The following is a 16922-nucleotide window of genomic DNA, read 5'->3' as shown; positions in this document are numbered from 1 at the left end:
TGTGGCACTCTGTGTTTGACCCGTCTCGACGGGTGACCACAGTCTCGCCTACACGCCCGAGGTTGCCCGATGATCACCTCCGTCGTCCGTCAGGCCCTACGTACACGCGGTGCCGAACCCGCGGTCCTGTGTCATACCGGGGACCCGACGACGGCCAGGCGTGAACTCGCTTCGCTCCGGTTGCGCTCCGGCGACCTGCTCGTCGACCTGGACGCCCACCGCCCGGGCGACCCGATCGAGATACCCGGGGTGGGCGGCGAGGGGGAGCCCGAGGCCGTGGGCCTGGTCGCGGTCGTGGCCGCCAGCCTCACCGACCTGGGCCGTGTCCTGACGGTCGCCACCGCGCTCCCTCCCACCGTGCACCTGCTCGCAGCGGTGGCCGACACCCCGGGCCACCAAGGGCCCCTTCTGCCGACCCCGCCCGGCATCGACGAGTGGAACGACCTCCTCGAAGCGCGGGTACGTCGACTCGGCCGCAGAGGCTGGGTCTGCGAACTCTTCTTCCCCAACTCCGTCGAGACCGCCCTGGCCCTCGACTGCGTCGTCCACGGCACCAGGGGAGGACGTCGCGGCCGTCGTGTCCTCCCTCTCGCCGCCGTCCACGGGCGGGAGGGGTGCCTGTGGCGTCCCGGCGACATCGCCTCCACCGGGGTGACCGCCACCGGCCCCGTCCCGTTGCGTCGGGTCTCGCCCGTGGCCGACCTGGTCCTGCGCACCGACGAGGGGACCCTACCGGCCTGGGAGGACCCGGTCGTCCCCCATCTGGACGTCCCCACCACCTCGCGGCCCCGGATCACGATCACCGAGGCGGGCGAGGATCCGCACCGGACGGGTTCCTTCGACACGCACACGATCCCGCCCATCGACGAACGCTTCGTCAACCCCATCGGCTTCACCAAGAAGGCCGGCGGTCCCATGGGCGACCTCGGAGACCACGGGGATCGTACGGCCCTGTCCGAGGGACGCAAGGTCCTGTTCACCGTCCCCGAACACGGCACCGTGACCGACCTGGACGTCGGCCGGGTCCGCTACCTGCGCGGCGTCCGCGTGAACTGGTCCGGGCAGGTGGGACCGGTCTCCATGGTGCGGGCCGTGGCCTCGTTGGCGGCCGCGGGCGTGCCGTTGGTCTCCGGCCCCGTCCCGCCCTGGGCGTCATCGCTGGGGCGCCCCCTGATCGATCTGCTCACCTCGGTCGAGGAGCGGGGCCTCGCCGACCCTCTCACCCGGGAGGAGCACAGCGTTCGACTGCGTCGTGCCGCCCTGGGGACCCACGGGCGCGCCGCCCGCTGGTCCGCCCTGGCCGCCGGCGCGGGCGTTCCGACGCCTCCCGAGCCCCTGGTCACGGTCATGCTGTGCACCCGCCGGCCGGAACTCGTCGGCTTCGCCCTCGCCCAGGTGGTCCGCCAACGCGATGTCCGCTTCGAACTGGTGCTGGCCCTGCACGGCTTCTCGGCCGACCTGCCCGAAGTGCGATCGGCGGTACGGGAGTTCTCCGCGTCGGGGATCCCGATCACCGTGCACGAGGCCCCCGGGGACCAGGTGTTCGGCGCCGTCCTCAACGACGCGGCCGACCGCGCGAGCGGGACCGTCATCGCCAAGTGGGACGACGACGACTGGTACGGCCCCGACCACCTGGCCGACATGCTCATGGCGCGGACCTACTCCGGGGCCGACGTCGTCGGGATCACCCAGGACCTGGTCTACCTCCAGGAACTGGACCTGACGGTGTGGCGCAGCTACCAGACGGAGAAGCCGTCACCGGACGTGGTGGGCAGCACGATCGTCATCGATCGATCGGTGCTCACCGACGTCGGAGGTTTCCGTCCGCTGCCCCGGGCGATCGACAGCCAACTGCTCTTGGCCGTCCGCCGTCACGGAGGGCGGATCTACCGCACCCACGGCCTGGGATACCTGTTGCGCCGGGCGGGGGAGGGGCACACCTGGGGGGCCGACATGGGGTACTTCCTGCGACGTAACAGCAGGCAGTGGTCCGGTTGGCGTCCCAGCGCCCTGTTGGAGGGCGAACCCCGCCCGCTGGGCTCGGAGACCGTGCCCGAGACGACGCTCTCCGTGCCGTCCGCCCGCGAGGGCAGGCCGTCGACGACCACCACGGGAGGACACCGTTGACCACCGCCGACAACACCTCCACCCGCAAGGGCGCGGAGAACACAGTGCAGACCGCATCGATCCCGGAACAGTCCGGCCCGCTTCGCCAACCGATCGTCCATCGCAACGACTACACCGCGCTGCCCGTACCCCCGTTGGGTGGGTGGGAGCCGTCGTTGTCGGTGAGTGTGGTGGTTCCGGCTCATGGTGGTTCGGAGAAGTTGGCGTTGGTGTTGGCCTCGTTGGCGGCTCAGAGTTATCCGGCTCATCTCATGGAGGTGGTCGTGGTGGACGATGGGAGTCCCGAGCCGTTGGTGTTGCCTCGTGTGCGGCCGGAGAATACGCGGTTGGTGGTGTCGGCCGAGGGTGGTTGGGGTTCGGCTCATGCGGTGAATACGGGTGTGGGGGTGTCGTCGGGTCAGGTGGTGTTGCGTTTGGACGCCGACATGTTGGTGTATCGGGAGCATGTGGAGTCCCAGATGCGCTGGCACCATCAGGCCGATTACACCGTCGTCATGGGACACAAGCTGTTCGTCGACTTCGACCCGTCCGCCCTCGTACCGGAATACGTGTACGAGGAGGTCGCGGCGGGGCGGGCGGATCGTCTCTTCGACCGCGACTCCGCCGACCCGCACTGGGTCGAGAGGTTCATCGCCCGTACCGACCGGCTGCGCTCTGCCGGCCACGAGGGGTTCAAGGTCTACGTCGGCGCGACCGGTTCGTTGCACCGTTCGCTGTTCGACGCGGCCGGGGGCATGGCTCCCGAGCTGGTGCTGGGCGGCGACAGCGAGTTCGGTCACCGTCTCGCCCAACGGGGCGCGGTGTTCGTCCCGGACGAGGACACGAGCAGTTGGCACCTGGGCCGCTCACAGATGCAGGAACAGAGGAACGCGGGCACCCGCTACCGGAGCCCCTATGTCTCCAACCGGGTGCCCGACTTCCACCTGCGCCGTAAACGCCCCGACCGCCAGTGGGAGGTCCCGCTGGTCGACGTCGTGCTGGACGTGGCCGAGCGGACCCTGGAGGAGGTCGACACCACGGCCTCGGCCCTGCTCGGCGGTTCCACCCCGGACCTGCGCCTGTGGATGGTCGGGTCGTGGTCGCGACTGCACGACGGACGGCGCTCTCCTCTTCAGGAGGAGTCCCTGGACCTGAGGCTGATCCACGAGACCTTCCGGGGCGACCCGAGGGTCCGGTTCGTCGAGGAGCCCCCGGAGACCGACCCGCGCGTGCCCTTCCGTCTGTACATGGAGGCGGGTCCGCCCACCTCGTCCGATGCCCTGGCTGAGCTGATCCGGGCGTGCGACTCCTCCGGGGCGGGCCTCCTGTGCGCTCCGCTGCCCGGCGCGCTCAGGGCGAAGGAGGGCGTGCTGCGTCTCGAACGTGTGGCGGCCTTCGAAAGGGCGCGTCACCTGGCCCCGGAGGCCGAGGGCGAGAAGCTGGACCGGCTGGTGGAGGAGGTGTACGGGATCCACTGGACCCCCGCCACCGACATCGTCGTCGCCTCGGGCCCGGAAGAGGCCGAGTTGGAGGGTGTCAAGGGCTCCTCGGAGGAACCGGAGGAGTCGGTGGAACGGCTGCGGGCCAGGCTGGAACAGGCCACGGTGCGGGGCGACCGGATGCGCCGTCGGGCCGAACGCGCCGAACGCAAGCTCCGTTGGTTCACGCCCGGGCTCACCCGTCGGATCCTGCGCCGGATCGCCCGCTGAACCACGAGGTCCACGGTCCCCGGGTCGGAGTCCCCTCCGACCCGGGGACCGATGCGTTCAGGAGGAAGAGCCCTCACGCTCCGCGGAGGGCCTTCGGACCCAGAGCGCCAGACTCTCCGCGACCAGCGCGGGACGGTCGGAGCCCTCGATCTCCACGGTGTGCCCGGTGGTGACCAGATATCCCTTGTCGGTCCGGGTCACCTCCCTCAGGTCCACGGAGTCGCGTACACGCGAGCCCACGGTCACGGGACGAAGGAAACGCACCCGGTTCAGCCCGTAGTTGATGGACATGGCCGGCTTCTCGACGAGCGTGAACAGGTTCCGGGCGAAGTACGGCAGCAGCGACAGCGACAGGAATCCGTGCGCGATGGTGGCGCCGAAGGGGCCCTCGGCCGCGCGTTCGGCGTCGAGGTGGATCCACTGGTGGTCCTCCGTCGCGTCGGCGAATCGGTCGATACGCGTCTGGTCGATGGTGAGCCAGTCGGTATGGCCGAGATGTTCGCCCTGGGCGGCGACGACCTCGTCGATGTCGGCGAACACGCGCATCGCGCCTCCACGCTCCACTCGGGGGCGGGCCCGGTCGCGGGGCCCTGTGGTGCGCGCCACCCTATCCGACGGGGTCCGGGCCGTGAAGGCGCGGGATCCCTCAGCCGCCGCGGGTGGGCCGGTCGGAGGCGTCGGTGCCACGAGAACCCAGGATCACGGATCGCGCCGTCCATCCGGGCAGCAGATCCGGGTCGGGGGCGTGCCCGGACCCGCTCTCGGTCAACGGCACCGGAACCACGCCGTCGTGCGCCCGCACGGGCGGGAGCACCAGGTCGCGCCCCCGGAGGCCGGCACGGGGCATCTCCACGGGCAGGCTCACACCGGTCAGCGAGGCCAGGGCCACCGTCGCGGCGCGGCCCACACCGGTACGGGCCGAGGACCCGCACCAGACCTTCCGGCCCGCGTCCACCGCCAGGTCCACCGCGCGTCGGGCGGCCGTCAACCCGCCCAAGCGGGACGGGTCGACGTGGACCACGTCACCGGCCTCGGCCCGGATCGCCTCGACCAGGTCTCCCAACGAGGAGAGCGGGCGGTACAGGGCCACCGACGTACGCGCCTCGGCCGCGAACCGCCCGTAGGCGGCCAGATCCTCGGGGTCGAAGGGGTCCTCGATGGCCAACAATCCCAGGGAATCGAGGGACCGGAGCGCGTCCATGTCGGACTCGGAATCGGAATATCGTCCGCCCGCGTCCACCTGGAGCACCAAGAAGGGGAAAGTGGCCTGGACCGCGCGGACCACCTCGACGTCCCACCCCGGCTCGATCTCCAGCCTGATCCGGCGGAAACCGGCGCCGACCTGGCGGTTCACCTCGGTGACGGCCGACTCCAGGGAGACCTGGCGCGGCAGGGTGACCCCGGCGGTCAGGGCCGTGCGCGACCCGCCCAGGGCGTGGGCCAGGGGGGTGGAGCGCTGACGACTCCACAGATCCCAGCAGGCGGTGTCCAACGCCCCCACCAGGGCGGGATCCCAGGGCAGATCGGCGAAGGCCTCGGCCGCCTCGGTCGGCCGCCGCCATGGATGATCCACCAACGCGGGTCCGAAGTCGCGGGTGAGCGCCTCCCACTGTCCGGGTGTGGCCCCGGGGACCTCGCCCCAGCCGTCGAAGACGCCGTCGGACACCCTGACCAGGACCGGGACCGAACCGTCCGCGCCTCGCCCCACCGGTGACGGCCGCAGCCGTACCAGTTCGAGTTCGACGATCCGGGTCACGGTCACCGCTCCGGCGTGTGTCACTACGGTCCCCACCTCTGTTCGGCCACGAGCACGGGTCCGACGTGGAGTGGGACCCGCTTTCGACGGTACCCCCGCCCGACCTGCCCGACCACCCCGTGGGCGATACCCGATGATGCCGGGTGCCCAGGTGGGGCGGGCCGAGGAACAGGACGAAGGGTCCGCCCGCCGGCGGCGGACGGACCCTCGGAGACGGAGGACGGGCGGATCGGGCCCGGAGAGGTCAGAGGGCCAGGGCCTCGGACGGCTCCCGGTACTTGAGGTCATGGGCGTCGGCGACCGGGGCGTAGACCACGTCGCCCGCGTAGGTGTTCAGACCGCCGGCGAGGGCGTCGTCCTCGCGCAGGGCCCGACGCCACCCCTTGTCGGCCAGGGCCACCGCGTAGCGCAGTGTGTCCTTGGTCAGGGCGTGCGTGGAGGTGTTGGGCACCGCCCCGGGCATGTTGGCGACGCAGTAGAACACCGTGTCGTGCACCGAGAAGGTGGGGTCGTCGTGCGTGGTGGGGCGCGAGTCCTCGAAACAACCGCCCTGGTCGATCGCGATGTCCACCAGCACGGCCCCCGGGCGCATCCGGGAGACCAGCTCGTTGGAGATCAACGTGGGGGCCTTGGCCCCGGGCACGAGCACGGCGCCGATCACCATGTCCGAATCCAGGACGGAGCTCTCCAGCTCGAAGGCGTTGGACACCACGGTCTTGACCCGGCCCCGGTACAGGTTGTCCACGTGACGGAGCTTGTCGACGTTCAGGTCCAGCACCGTGACGTCGGCGCCCAACCCCACGGCGATCCGGGTGGCGCTCAACCCGGAGACCCCGGCGCCGACCACCGTGACGTTCGCCGGGCGCACCCCGGGGACCCCGCCCATCAGGACCCCGCGTCCACCGTTGGGGCGCTGGAGCGTGGCCGCGCCGACCTGGGGCGCCAGCCGTCCGGCCACCTCGGACATGGGGGCGAGCAGGGGGAGGGAGCCGTCGGGGAGCTGGACGGTCTCGTAGGCGATACCGGTGACCTTGCGGTCCAGCAGGGCCTCGGTGCACTCCAACGAAGCGGCCAGGTGCAGGTAGGTGAAGAGGGTCTGGCCCTCGCGCATCCGGTGGTACTCGGAGGGGATGGGCTCCTTGACCTTGAGGATCAGGTCTCCGGCGGCCCACACGTCGTCGGCCTCGTCCAGGACGGTGGCGCCCGCGCCCCGGTACTCCTCGTCGGTGATGGAGGACCCCAGGCCCGCGTCGCGTTCGACGAAGACCTCGTGCCCTCGGCGGGTCAGCTCGTGGACACCCGCCGGGGTGATGGCCACTCGGTACTCGTGGTTCTTGATCTCACGGGGCACGCCGATGCGCACGGTTCCTCCCACTGGTATCGCCATCGATACCTCCCACTGTGACCTGCGTGGGTGCCCGAACACCACCATCAATGTGCATAGGTCTGAGCCCGCATATTGACAGTGTGTAAACCGAGTGTGTGGGGTGTGACACGGGGCTACGTCTGAGCGCTCCGACCGCCGACCCACACGCGCTCGACACGGCCCACCAGATCCATCCCCGCGTAGGGGCCGGGATCGGTCGAGGGGACCGGTGTCACGGCCCCGTCGTCGAAGGCGACCAGATCGGCCTCGAAACCGGGCGCGATCCTCCCCCGGTTCAGCCGCAGGAGATCGGCGGGACCCCGCGCCGTCCATCGTGCCAGGTCATCCAGGGACAGCCCGCGCCTGCGCGCGGCCGTCCACAGGGCCGAGAGGCTCCACTCCAGGGTACGCAGACCGATCGCGGGCAGGTGACCCGACCCGACCGTACGGATCGACGACCCCTCCTCCAGGAGGGCGCTCCACAGTGCCTTGCGGTTGGCGTCCGAACGCAGCGGCGGTCGGCAGGCGTGGACCGGGGCCCCGGGTCCGGGCAGATCCTCCGGCAGACACAGGTAGTGCGGACAGGTGTGCGCGCCCAATTCCACCCCGGCGGCCCCGGCCGCCGACAACAGGGCCGCGCACTCGGCCGCGGTGAACGGACCGACATGGGTCCGGGTCCCCACCACCCGGGCGGCGGCGATCACCCGTTCCAGCCCCCGACGTTCGGCCCGGGGAGGACGTCGACCGGCCGAGACCGCGGGGGTGCCGAGCTCGGACGCGTCCTCGGCGTGCACCATCAGCAGGGAGTCCAGAGTGGTGATCTCGGCCATGGCCTTGCGCAGTCGGGCGTCGCCCAACGCCGCCATGTCCGGCGCGCCACCGTCGGAGAGCGAGGCCTGGAAGGCGACCGCCCCACCGGCCTGGAGGTCGGCCAGGTCCAGCGGGCTCGTACCCGGCGTCACCCCGCCGAGGAAGGCCACGTGCACAGGCACGCCCGCCGCCGCGCTCTGGTGTACCTGGAGAGAGTCCGCGCAGGTGATGGCCGGTCGAGCCGGGGCGGGCGAGACCACCAGGCAGGTGACACCGCCGCGCAGGGCCTCGGCCGCGGCGCTCCGGTAGCACTCGCCCAGGTCGCGCCCCGGAACGTGCACCCCGGTCCCGAGGTCGACGGCACCGGGCAACAGGGCGCGATCGACGAGGTCGACGACCGGAGGCGGAGGGCCGCCGTCCGTGGCGGGGGCGCCCTCGTCGGACCGGGAGCGGTACGGGAGCACCGCCTCGATCCGGCCCTCGCGGACCACGACGTCGGCCGCTCTGATCCCTTCGGGGACCACCACGCGCGTCGAACGGATGACGGTGTCGAATTCGGGCATCGCTCCCCCTTCACGTGCGCCTGTCCGCGTTCGTACTGATGAGGGGACGCGCAGAGGGACGAGCGTATCGCGTGGAGCACTTCCGGAGGGGCGGAACGACGGGGACGGCGGCGGTTTTCGCGTACGGGGGGATGGTCGGGAGGGACCAAGTCCGACACTGTGTAGTAAACGGTCTAACCTTGGTCGAGGTGTTCCTCCGTGCACGGCCCCTGCCGGATTCCCGTTGAAAGAAGTGCGGTGGCCATCACGGCCAAGGGCGCTGACCTACCAGTTGACCGCACTCGACGACGGAGTGGCACGTGGCTCCTCCCGCACAGAACGACACATCCCCTCTCAAGGAACCTCGAACCGACTCGGACCCGGCCCCGGGCACCGGCATCGTCCCGCTCTTCGCCATGATCGCCGCGTTGGTGTGCGCCCTCGCCCTGGGCGCCACCCTCGTTCTGGGCGGCTCGGTCTTCGCCCAGGTCATCCCAGGACTTCCCGACGCCGGTGAGGCCGTGCGCTGGGGCATGCCCATCGCCAAGACCATCATGGACGTCTCGGCCGTACTGACCATCGGCCTCCTCCTCATGGCGATCCTGCTCCTCCCCTCCTTCAAGGGGAGGCTGTCGGACCAGGCCATCGGATACGTCCGCGCCGCCACCTGGGCCGCCCTGGCCTGGGCCCTGGCGACGGTCGCCACCCTGTACTTCCAGGCCTCGGAGTTCCTGGCCGCGCCGATGGGGACCGTGACCGTCGACGAGGTCACCTCCTACGCGGGCTCGGTCTCCGGCGGCATCGCGCTGATGTTCGTCATCCTCCTCACGACGGGGATCGCCCTGTTCGGCCGCACGACCACCGGCGCCACCGGTGGCATGTGGCTGCTCATCGCCGCCCTGGTCGCGATCACCCCGCCCGCGCTGACCGGTCACTCGGCCTCCTCCGGAGCGCACGAGCTGGCCGTCACCGGCCTCGCCCTCCACGTGATCTCGATCAGCGTGTGGGTGGGCGGCCTGGCCGCGGTCACCTACCACGCCCTGCGCCCCGAGGGAGAGGCCCCCGGGGCCGCGGCGCACCGCTTCAGCCGTATGGCGCTGTGGGCCTACGTCGGCGTCGCGATCAGCGGCGTCGCCAGCGCCCTGGCCCGCCTCTACTCCCTCGACGACCTGTTCGGCACCGAGTACGGGCGCATCATCATCGTCAAGGTCGTCCTCTTCGCGGTCCTCGGTGCCTTCGGCTACGCCCACCGCAAGGCCACGGTGGTCCGCATCGAGCAGGCTCCCGTGGGGAAGACCGGCCACGCCTTCCGCCGCTGGAACTTCCTGCGTCTGGCCGGGGCCGAGATCCTCGTCATGGCGGCGGTGATGGGCGTCTCCGCGGGCCTGGCCCGCACCGCGCCGCCCCCGCCGCTGGAGAGCACCGTCGACCCGGCGGCGGCCATCCTCGGCTTCCCGATCCCGCCCGAGATGACCTTCCAGAACCTGCTCACCCTCTGGCGCCCTGACCTGTTCTTCATCATGTTCGTGGTCATCGCCGGAGGCCTGTACCTGGGCGGGGTCGCGCGTCTGGTCAAGCGGGGCGACAGCTGGCCGGTCGGCCGCACCGTCGCCTTCCTGCTCGGTCTGCTGTGCGTCGTCGCGGTCCAGCTCAGCGGGTTCGCGACCTACGCGATGATCATGTTCTCGATGCACATGATCCAGCACATGGTGCTGGCCATGGTCATCCCGATCCTGCTGGTCCTGGGCGCCCCGGCCACCCTGGCCCTGCGCGCGCTGCGCCCGGCCGAACGCCGCGGCGACCGGGGGCCGAGGGAGTGGCTCAACGCCTTCCTCAACAGCCGCTACTCGAAGGTCGTCACCCACCCCGCGGTGGCCGCGCCGATCTTCGTGCTCAGCCCCTACGCCCTCTACTTCACACCGTTGTTCCCCACCCTGATGAACGACCACCTCGGTCACCTGTTCATGGGGGTGCACTTCCTGCTCTCGGGCTTCCTCTTCTACTGGGTGATCGTCGGCATCGACCCGTCGCCGAGGAAGATCCCGTTCCTGCTGCGCATCCTGCTGCTGCTGGTCGCCATGGGCTTCCACGCCTTCTTCGGCATCGCGATCATGGAACAGTCCGCGCCGATGGCGATGGAGTTCTACGGCCAGTTCACGATCCCGTGGATGGCCGACCAGGGCGCGGACCAGTACGCGGGCGGCGGTGTGGCCTGGGCCCTGGGCGAGATCCCCACGGTCATGGTGCTGTTGGCGCTGGTCTGGCAGTGGTCCCGTGACGACGAACGTCAGGAACGCCGACGGGAACGGCACAGCCGTCGCGGCGGCTCCGACGACGCCGACATGGACGCCTACAACGACTACCTGGCCGAACTGGACCGCCGCTCCCGAGAGGGACAGGCCTGACCCGATCGGATCCGCGCATCCGTGACGACGATGCCGGGGCCCCTCACGGAGGGACCCCGGCATCGTCACGTGGAGAGGGGCCGCTCCACGAACGAACGTGGTCGGCGTCGAAGACGGCTCAGGTGAGGAAGGCCATGACCCCGGTCACCAGGAGCGACATGGCCAGGCAGACGAACAGGCCGCCCGACAGCACCGACGGGGTGGGCTTGATCCCGGCGAGCGAGGAACGCCCGCTCACCAGCGCCTGACGACGGGCCACCATCGGCAGCATCGCGGCGTTCACCGCGTACATCACCATGGCCACGACGCTCGCGGTGCCGAAACCCACCCAGAAGCCGAACCCGGCGGACATCGCGTTCAGCGCGGCCAACGCCGGGAGCACCACCCAGAGCACGATCGACACGACCCCGAAGCCGGTGAGGACCCGGGGTGGCAGCCCCCGGGAACTCCCGGAGAGCACGAGGAGCAGACCGATCAGGGCCGCCACCAGGACGGCGCCCCCGATTCCGAACACGGCGATGTTGACCAGCGAATTCACGCTGGTCATTGTCCCACCGCCGCGCGGGTGCCCCGACCCGGGGTCAGCCGTGGTGCTCGACCCGGGAGCCGGAGGAGCTCTTGCGCACGGTCAACCGGGTGGTCACCCGCTGACGCAGATCCGCGACGTGACTCACCACACCCACGGCGCGGCCGCCATCGCGCAACCGGTCCAGCACGTCCAGGACCTCCTCCAGGGTGTCCTCGTCCAGGGTCCCGAACCCCTCGTCCACGAAGAGGGTGTCGATCTCCGTCCCACCGGCCTCGGCGGTGGCCACGTCCCCGAGCCCCAGGGCCAGGGCCAGAGAACTGAAGAAGGTCTCACCGCCCGAGAGGGTCGCCGGATCGCGTTCGGCCCCGGTCCAGGAGTCGACCACCCGCATACCGAGCCCGCCCGCCGAACGGGCGCGTCCGTCTCCGGCGGCCTTGTCCACCGTGTATCTCAGTTCGTAACGGCCGTCCGACATCGTCGCCAGACGATCGTTGGCGGCCGCCACCACCTGTTCCAGGCGCGCCGCGAGCACGTAGGCGGACAGACGCACGCTGTCGGTGTTGTCCGGGGAGGTCCCGGCGGCCAGAGTGCTCAGACCCTGGGCCACCGCGTAGCGGCGCAGGACGGGTTCGGAGCCGGACAACCGGTCGGCCAAGGCGATTCTCAGCTCCGCCGCCCTGCGGGCCCGGTCGACGAGACCACCCCGCCAGGCCACCGTGCGGTCGGCGGCCCGTTCGGCCGTGACCGCCGCGGTCTCCAGGTAGACCAGGTCCGGCGCCTCCTCCGCCTCGGCTGCCATCAGTTCGGGGTCCGACAGGCGGGCCCGGGCCGCCGCCCACTGGTCGTCGAAGTCACGGACCCGGGCCCGCAGCCCTCGCCGCTCGGACTCCTCCAACACGGCCGAGCGCACCTCGGTCTCATCGGCGAACGAGGCCTCCGCCATCGCCTCGGTCACCTCGACCTCGGCGGAACGCAGTTCCTCGGCGGCCCGAGCCCGTCGGTCCACCGCCTCGGCCGCCTCGCGCAGCAGCTCCGCCTCACCGGTGACCCTGGCGACCCGTTCGTCCAGCCCCGCGTCCCGACCTCGGGCCCGGTCCAGCAGGGCGGTCAACCGTTCGTGTTCGGCGGTGGCGCTCTCCCGCCGGGCGAGCAGTTCGCTCTCCCGCCGATCCAGTTCGCCCTCGCGTGAGCGGACCCGCTCCAGTTCGGTCCGGGCCTGCGACAGCTCCTCCTCGTGCCGCCGCACCTCGGCGACCGCCTCGCGGGCGTCGACGAGGGCGCGTCCGGCGGTGTCCACCTCCTCGGCGGCCGCGGCGGCGTCGCGCCCCTCCGTCCGTTCGAGGGCCGCCGAGCGCCGCTCGCGCAACGACACCAGGTCGTTCTCGGCCTCGGCGCGTCGGGTCGCGGCGGACTCGGCGCCGGCCTGGGCCCGCCGTTCCTCCTCGGCCGAGACCAGCCCCTCCTCGCTGGGGAGGGCGGGGGAAGGGTGCGCGGTCGCACCGCACACCGCGCAGGGCGAGCCTTCGGTCAACCCGGACGCGAGCTCCGCCGCCATGTGCCCGATCCGGCGTTCGCGCAGGTCCTGGGCCCGGTCCCGGGCCTCCTGCGCCGCGTCGACCGCGACCCTGCGGCGTTCCTCGGCCCGCGCCACCTCGTCGTCGAGCCGTTCGACCTCCACGACGGCGTTCCCGCGGCGTTCGGCGGCCTCCAGGGCGAGCCGTGCCGAGTCCAGCAGCACGGCCCGCTCCCGGGCGCGCTCCAGCTCGCCGGTGATCGTCTCCACCCGGGCGGGCAGGGTCAGGCCCCGTTCACGGGTCCGGGCCGCCTCGGCGCGCAGCGTGGTCAGTTCACGATCCAGCCCGGTGAGTTCGCGGTGCAGGGAGCGACGACGCTCGGCGTCCTCGCGCAGGAGGTCCAGCCGGGCCAGCTCGTCGTGTCGGATCCGTTCGGCGGCGCGCAGGGGTTCGGCGTCGACCATCCCGGTCGTGTCGACACCGGACCATCCGCCGACCAGGGACAGCCGGTCGACGGCGGTCATCTCCGCCTTCTCCAGTTCGGTGCGCCGCTGGTCCCGGGCGCGCAGGAACGGCGTGACCGCGTCGGTGCGTTCGGCCGAGATCAACCGTTCCTCGGCCTCGGCCCGCCAGGGTCGGTGCTCCTCCAGCAGGGCGACCCGCTCGCGGGCCGCGGCCAGGCGGTCGCGACGATCCCGCAGGGTCCGACCGGCGGACAACGCCTCCCGCGCCCGTCCTCGCTCCAGAGCGGCCGCCTCCGTGATCGTCTCGGCGTCGCGCGCGGTCGCGGCGGTCACCACCGCCAGCTCGGCGGCCCAGGCGGTGAGCTCCTCGGGGTCGTTCGGCGCGGTGGAGCCGCACACCTCGGCGATGCGCCCGGCGACCTCGCGCACCCGTTCCTCGGCGGAACGCACCTCGCGTTCGAGCTTTCGGGTGTGGCCGCCCAACCACTCCTCCACGTCCCGGAAGACCCTCGTGTTGAAGATCCGTTCCAGGGACTTGCGGCGGTCGTCGGAGCGGGCCCGCAGGAACTGGGCGAAGTCCCCCTGAGGCAGCATGACGATCTGGCAGAACTGGGTGAGGGTGAGCCCCAGCAGGTCTCCGACGAACTGTCCGGCCTCGTCCGGCCGGGTGGTGACCCCCTGCCAGGCCCCCTCCACCAGCTCGGAGACGACGACCTTCTGATTCTGGGAGACGGTGCCCACGCCCCGCTTCTTGGGTCGCTCCCAGCGGGGTTTGCGGATGATCCTGATCCGGCGTCCCCGGACGGTGAACTCCAGGGTCACCTCCGGTTCCAGATCGGGCGGGGAGTGGTCGCTCTTGGGGGAGCGGTCCTTGTTGCGGGCGCCGGGGACCCCGCCGTACAGGGCGAAGCAGACCGCGTCCAGCACGGAGGTCTTGCCGGCGCCGGTGGGGCCGTGGATGAGGAAGAGCCCGCCCCGCCCCAGACGGTCGAAGTCGACCCTCTCGGTCCCGGCGAAGGGACCGAAGGCGGTCACGGTGAGGGTGTGCAGACGCATCAGCGGGTGCCTTCCTGGAGACGGACCTCCTCGACGGCCCGGTCGACGAGCGCGCGCTCCTCGGGGGTCGGCGGGGCGCCGCGGGCCCATTCGACGAAGTCGGCGACCACGTCGCGTTCGGGGCGTTCGGCGACGGCCGCGGTGACGGGGCGGTACTCGGTGGGTCCGCCCTCGGGGGCGAACTCCAACAGCAGGGCGTACGGGAAGCGTTCGCGCAGCCGTTCCATGGGGCGGGCGGGGCGACGGTGGTCGGTGAGGGTGATCTGGAGCCAGTGGTCGACGTAACGCTCCCACTCCTCGCCGGAGAGCAGGTCCTCGATACGGCCGCGGATCCGGGCGAGGGGTCGCGGCACGGGCGCGTCGACGAACCCGGCCCCCGCGAAGCCGTCGGCGTCCAGGTCCACCAGCCAGCAGCCCTTGCGGTGGTGCTCCTCGGAGAAGGAGTAGGCCAGCGGGCTGCCCGGGTACCGGACCGTGGGGGTGATGGTCTGACGTCCGTGCAGGTGGCCCAGGGCCACGTAGTCCACACCGTCGTAGATCGAGGCCGGAACGTGCGAGGCGCCGCCGACGGAGATGTCGCGTTCGCTGTCGGAGCCCTCTCCGCCGGTGACGAAGGCGTGCGAGAGCACCACGGAACGGACGCCCGGGCGTTCGGCGAGGTCGGCCCGGATCAGATCCATGGCGTGGCCGATGGCGGCCGGATGGCCGCGCTCGGTCAGGTTCCAGTGGTGACGGGCGATCTCCGGTTCCAGGTAGGGGATGCCGTAGAAGGCGACCGGGCCGTGCTCGTCCTCGATGAGGACGGGGGTCCCGACCCCGTCCAGGGAGCTGCGCAGGTGGACGCCGGAGGAGTCGATCAGGTCCGTGGCGAAGGCCATGCGCGTCATGGAGTCGTGGTTGCCGCTGATCAGCACCGCCCGGGCCCCGGTGTCGCGGATCCTGCCCAGGGCACGGTCGAACAGGCGCACGGCGTCCACCGGTGGCAGGGCCCGGTCGTAGAGGTCTCCGGAGACCACCACCACGTCGACGCGCTCTTCGTGGATGGTGTCGACGAGGTGGTCCAGGAAGGCGGCCTGGGCGTCGATGAGGTTCTCCCGGTGGAAGGAACGACCCAGATGCCAGTCCGATGAGTGCAGCAGGCGCATGGAACCGGACATTATCGGAGTCGGGGCCGTCCCCGCCGGGAGAACCGGCCTACCTGTGGACGACGGGGGTCAGCGTTTACGGGCCAGGGTCAGTCCGTCGCCGATCGGGAGCAGGACCTGTTCGACCCGGTCGTCGGAGACGAGCCGTTCGTTGAAGTCGCGGATGCCCTGGACGGCGGGGGAGGTCTCCTCGGGGTCGACCACACGCCCGTGGGAGAGGGTGTTGTCGGCCAGGATCAGGCCGCCCGGACGGATCCGGGGTACCAGTTCCTCCCAGTAGTCCACGTACCCGGTCTTGTCCGCGTCCACGAAGGCCAGGTCGAAGCGGGTGTCGTCGGGCAGAGCGCGGAGCGAGTCCAGGGCCGGACCGAGCCGCAGTTCGATCTTCCCGTCGACCCCGGCGCGCTCCCAGTAGCGGCGGGCCACCGAGGTCCACTCCTCGCTGACGTCCAGGGTCAGGAGTGTGCCGTCCTCGGGGAGCCCCCGGGCGAAGCAGATGGACGAGTATCCGGTGAAGGTCCCGATCTCCACCGCGTTCCGGGCTCCGGAGATCCGGGTGAGCAGGGTGCTGAAGACCCCTTGTTCGGGGCCGATCTGCATCCCCTTCCGATCCGGGAAGAGACGGGCGGTCTCCTCGGCCAGGTCGGCCAGGACGGGGTCCACCGGCTCGGTGTGGGCGACGATGTAGGCGTGCAGTTCCGGCGTGAGGGCTTCCGAGGTTCGAGTCACAGGCGACAGCCTAGGATCCGCTCCCCGTCGGAGGACGGAACCCCTGAGGGCTCGGCCCGGCGCCGGGTCAGTGGTCGGGGAGCAGGGTGGGCCAGTCGAAGAGGTAGATCGAGCCCACGATGACGCCGACGGTGAGCAGGGGGGTGACCACCTTCTGCTCCACGGGGCCGTTGGTGACGAAGCCCTGGTTCTGGCCGATGCGCTTCTTCCAGAAGGGCCAGAAGATCGGCACGCCCATCTTGGTGATCATGTCGCCGAAGAAGTGCAGGATCACGCCGAAGGCGACGGCCACGCCCAACCAGGTGTAGTTCAGGCCGGCGGCGTAGAGCCCGAGCGTGATCGCCGCCGTGCCCAGGGCGTTGATGACCCCCGAGGCGGCCCGGTTCTTGTCCAGGCCGAAACCCAGCCCTTGGAGGGCGATGCCGATGAGCAGGAAGACGAAGATCTGCACGGCGAGCTCCGACCACAGGGCCAGGAGCGTCACGATGGTCCCCATGAGGGCGGCGAAGAAGAACGAGTGCGTTCCCATGCGGTGCCCGCCGAAGGCCCAGTTCAGAATGCCGCCGAGGGTCTCGGTGACCTTTCCGTAGGTCTTGGTGACCGTCGCGCTCTTGTGGTCCAGATCGGGGAGGAGGGCGGCACCCGCGCACACCAATGAGCCGGCGACGATCTCGCCGGGCCCGAGTTCGAAGCTGAGCCCGAGGAATTCGCTGCCTTGGACGAACGGTACGACCGCCATCCAACCGACCACGCCGCTGAGTGCGTGAGAGTGCCCCATCATGGCGGGAACC

12 protein-coding genes are annotated in these 16922 nt (G+C 71.1%); 3 read left to right on the top strand and 9 right to left on the bottom strand.

Annotated features, from left to right (window positions below; translation table 11 throughout):
- Positions 1-69 precede the first annotated feature (69 nt).
- A complete protein-coding gene (locus U9J66_RS08045) occupies positions 70-2127 on the top strand; it encodes a glycosyltransferase (RefSeq protein WP_161111462.1) in 2058 nt (685 codons plus the stop codon).
- Positions 2124-3815 carry a glycosyltransferase gene (locus U9J66_RS08040; protein WP_378709662.1) on the top strand — a complete coding sequence of 564 codons (1692 nt, stop codon included), beginning with the start codon at positions 2124-2126 and terminating at the stop codon, positions 3813-3815. The genes U9J66_RS08045 and U9J66_RS08040 overlap by 4 nt, the downstream gene beginning before the upstream one ends.
- Positions 3816-3872: 57 nt before the next feature.
- Here U9J66_RS08040 and U9J66_RS08035 read toward each other — a convergent pair whose 3' ends face one another.
- The 4 genes from U9J66_RS08035 to U9J66_RS08020 all read right to left on the bottom strand — a co-directional run bounded on the left by U9J66_RS08035 (position 3873) and on the right by U9J66_RS08020 (position 8310).
- On the bottom strand, positions 3873-4361 hold the full coding sequence (locus tag U9J66_RS08035) for a MaoC family dehydratase (RefSeq protein ID WP_326337387.1): 489 nt from the start codon (positions 4359-4361) through the stop codon (positions 3873-3875).
- 100 nt (positions 4362-4461) lie between these two features.
- A complete protein-coding gene (locus U9J66_RS08030) occupies positions 4462-5595 on the bottom strand; it encodes an enolase C-terminal domain-like protein (protein WP_041561889.1) in 1134 nt (377 codons plus the stop codon).
- 220 nt (positions 5596-5815) lie between these two features.
- Positions 5816-6934: an alanine dehydrogenase gene (ald, locus tag U9J66_RS08025; protein WP_014911238.1), complete on the bottom strand. Its 1119-nt coding sequence runs from the start codon at positions 6932-6934 to the stop codon at positions 5816-5818.
- Between the two features lie 137 nt (positions 6935-7071).
- The gene (locus U9J66_RS08020) at positions 7072-8310 is read right to left on the bottom strand and encodes an amidohydrolase family protein (protein WP_326337386.1); all 1239 of its coding nucleotides are present in this window, start codon (positions 8308-8310) and stop codon (positions 7072-7074) included.
- Between the two features lie 299 nt (positions 8311-8609).
- Here U9J66_RS08020 and U9J66_RS08015 point away from each other — a divergent pair, with 299 nt between their 5' ends.
- On the top strand, positions 8610-10694 hold the full coding sequence (locus U9J66_RS08015; protein ID WP_014909459.1) for a cytochrome c oxidase assembly protein: 2085 nt from the start codon (positions 8610-8612) through the stop codon (positions 10692-10694).
- Positions 10695-10812: 118 nt separating this feature from the next.
- Here U9J66_RS08015 and U9J66_RS08010 read toward each other — a convergent pair whose 3' ends face one another.
- The 5 genes from U9J66_RS08010 to U9J66_RS07990 form a co-directional block, all read right to left on the bottom strand.
- Entirely contained in the window at positions 10813-11241 is a 429-nt protein-coding gene (locus U9J66_RS08010) for a membrane protein (protein ID WP_026124953.1), read from the bottom strand.
- A 34-nt stretch (positions 11242-11275) separates the two neighbouring features.
- On the bottom strand, positions 11276-14257 hold the full coding sequence (locus U9J66_RS08005) for an SMC family ATPase (RefSeq protein WP_326337384.1): 2982 nt from the start codon (positions 14255-14257) through the stop codon (positions 11276-11278).
- Positions 14257-15414: an exonuclease SbcCD subunit D gene (locus U9J66_RS08000; protein ID WP_017534229.1), complete on the bottom strand. Its 1158-nt coding sequence runs from the start codon at positions 15412-15414 to the stop codon at positions 14257-14259. The genes U9J66_RS08005 and U9J66_RS08000 overlap by 1 nt, the downstream gene beginning before the upstream one ends.
- Before the next feature lie 57 nt (positions 15415-15471).
- Entirely contained in the window at positions 15472-16131 is a 660-nt protein-coding gene (locus U9J66_RS07995) for an O-methyltransferase (protein ID WP_014913600.1), read from the bottom strand.
- A 67-nt stretch (positions 16132-16198) separates the two neighbouring features.
- On the bottom strand, positions 16199-16912 hold the full coding sequence (locus tag U9J66_RS07990; protein ID WP_017534228.1) for a metal-dependent hydrolase: 714 nt from the start codon (positions 16910-16912) through the stop codon (positions 16199-16201).
- Positions 16913-16922: the final 10 nt, after the last annotated feature.

The sequence above is a fragment of the Nocardiopsis sp. LDBS1602 genome (genome assembly GCF_035818715.1).
Lineage (GTDB): Bacteria > Actinomycetota > Actinomycetes > Streptosporangiales > Streptosporangiaceae > Nocardiopsis > Nocardiopsis alba.
The sequence above is the reverse complement of the archived record's forward strand: the minus strand, read 5'-3'. Positions and strand labels throughout refer to the sequence as shown.

Excerpts from the sequence above, each read along its gene's own strand:
- U9J66_RS08005 (WP_326337384.1), bottom strand. The coding sequence starts at position 14,257 with ATGCGTCTGCACACCCTCACCGTGACCGCCTTCGGTCCCTTCGCCGGG.
- U9J66_RS07990 (WP_017534228.1), bottom strand. The coding sequence starts at position 16,912 with ATGATGGGGCACTCTCACGCACTCAGCGGCGTGGTCGGTTGGATGGCG.
- U9J66_RS08035 (WP_326337387.1), bottom strand. The coding sequence starts at position 4,361 with ATGCGCGTGTTCGCCGACATCGACGAGGTCGTCGCCGCCCAGGGCGAA.
- U9J66_RS08020 (WP_326337386.1), bottom strand. The coding sequence starts at position 8,310 with ATGCCCGAATTCGACACCGTCATCCGTTCGACGCGCGTGGTGGTCCCC.
- U9J66_RS08000 (WP_017534229.1), bottom strand. The coding sequence starts at position 15,414 with ATGTCCGGTTCCATGCGCCTGCTGCACTCATCGGACTGGCATCTGGGT.
- U9J66_RS08045 (WP_161111462.1), top strand. The coding sequence starts at position 70 with ATGATCACCTCCGTCGTCCGTCAGGCCCTACGTACACGCGGTGCCGAA.
- U9J66_RS08010 (WP_026124953.1), bottom strand. The coding sequence starts at position 11,241 with ATGACCAGCGTGAATTCGCTGGTCAACATCGCCGTGTTCGGAATCGGG.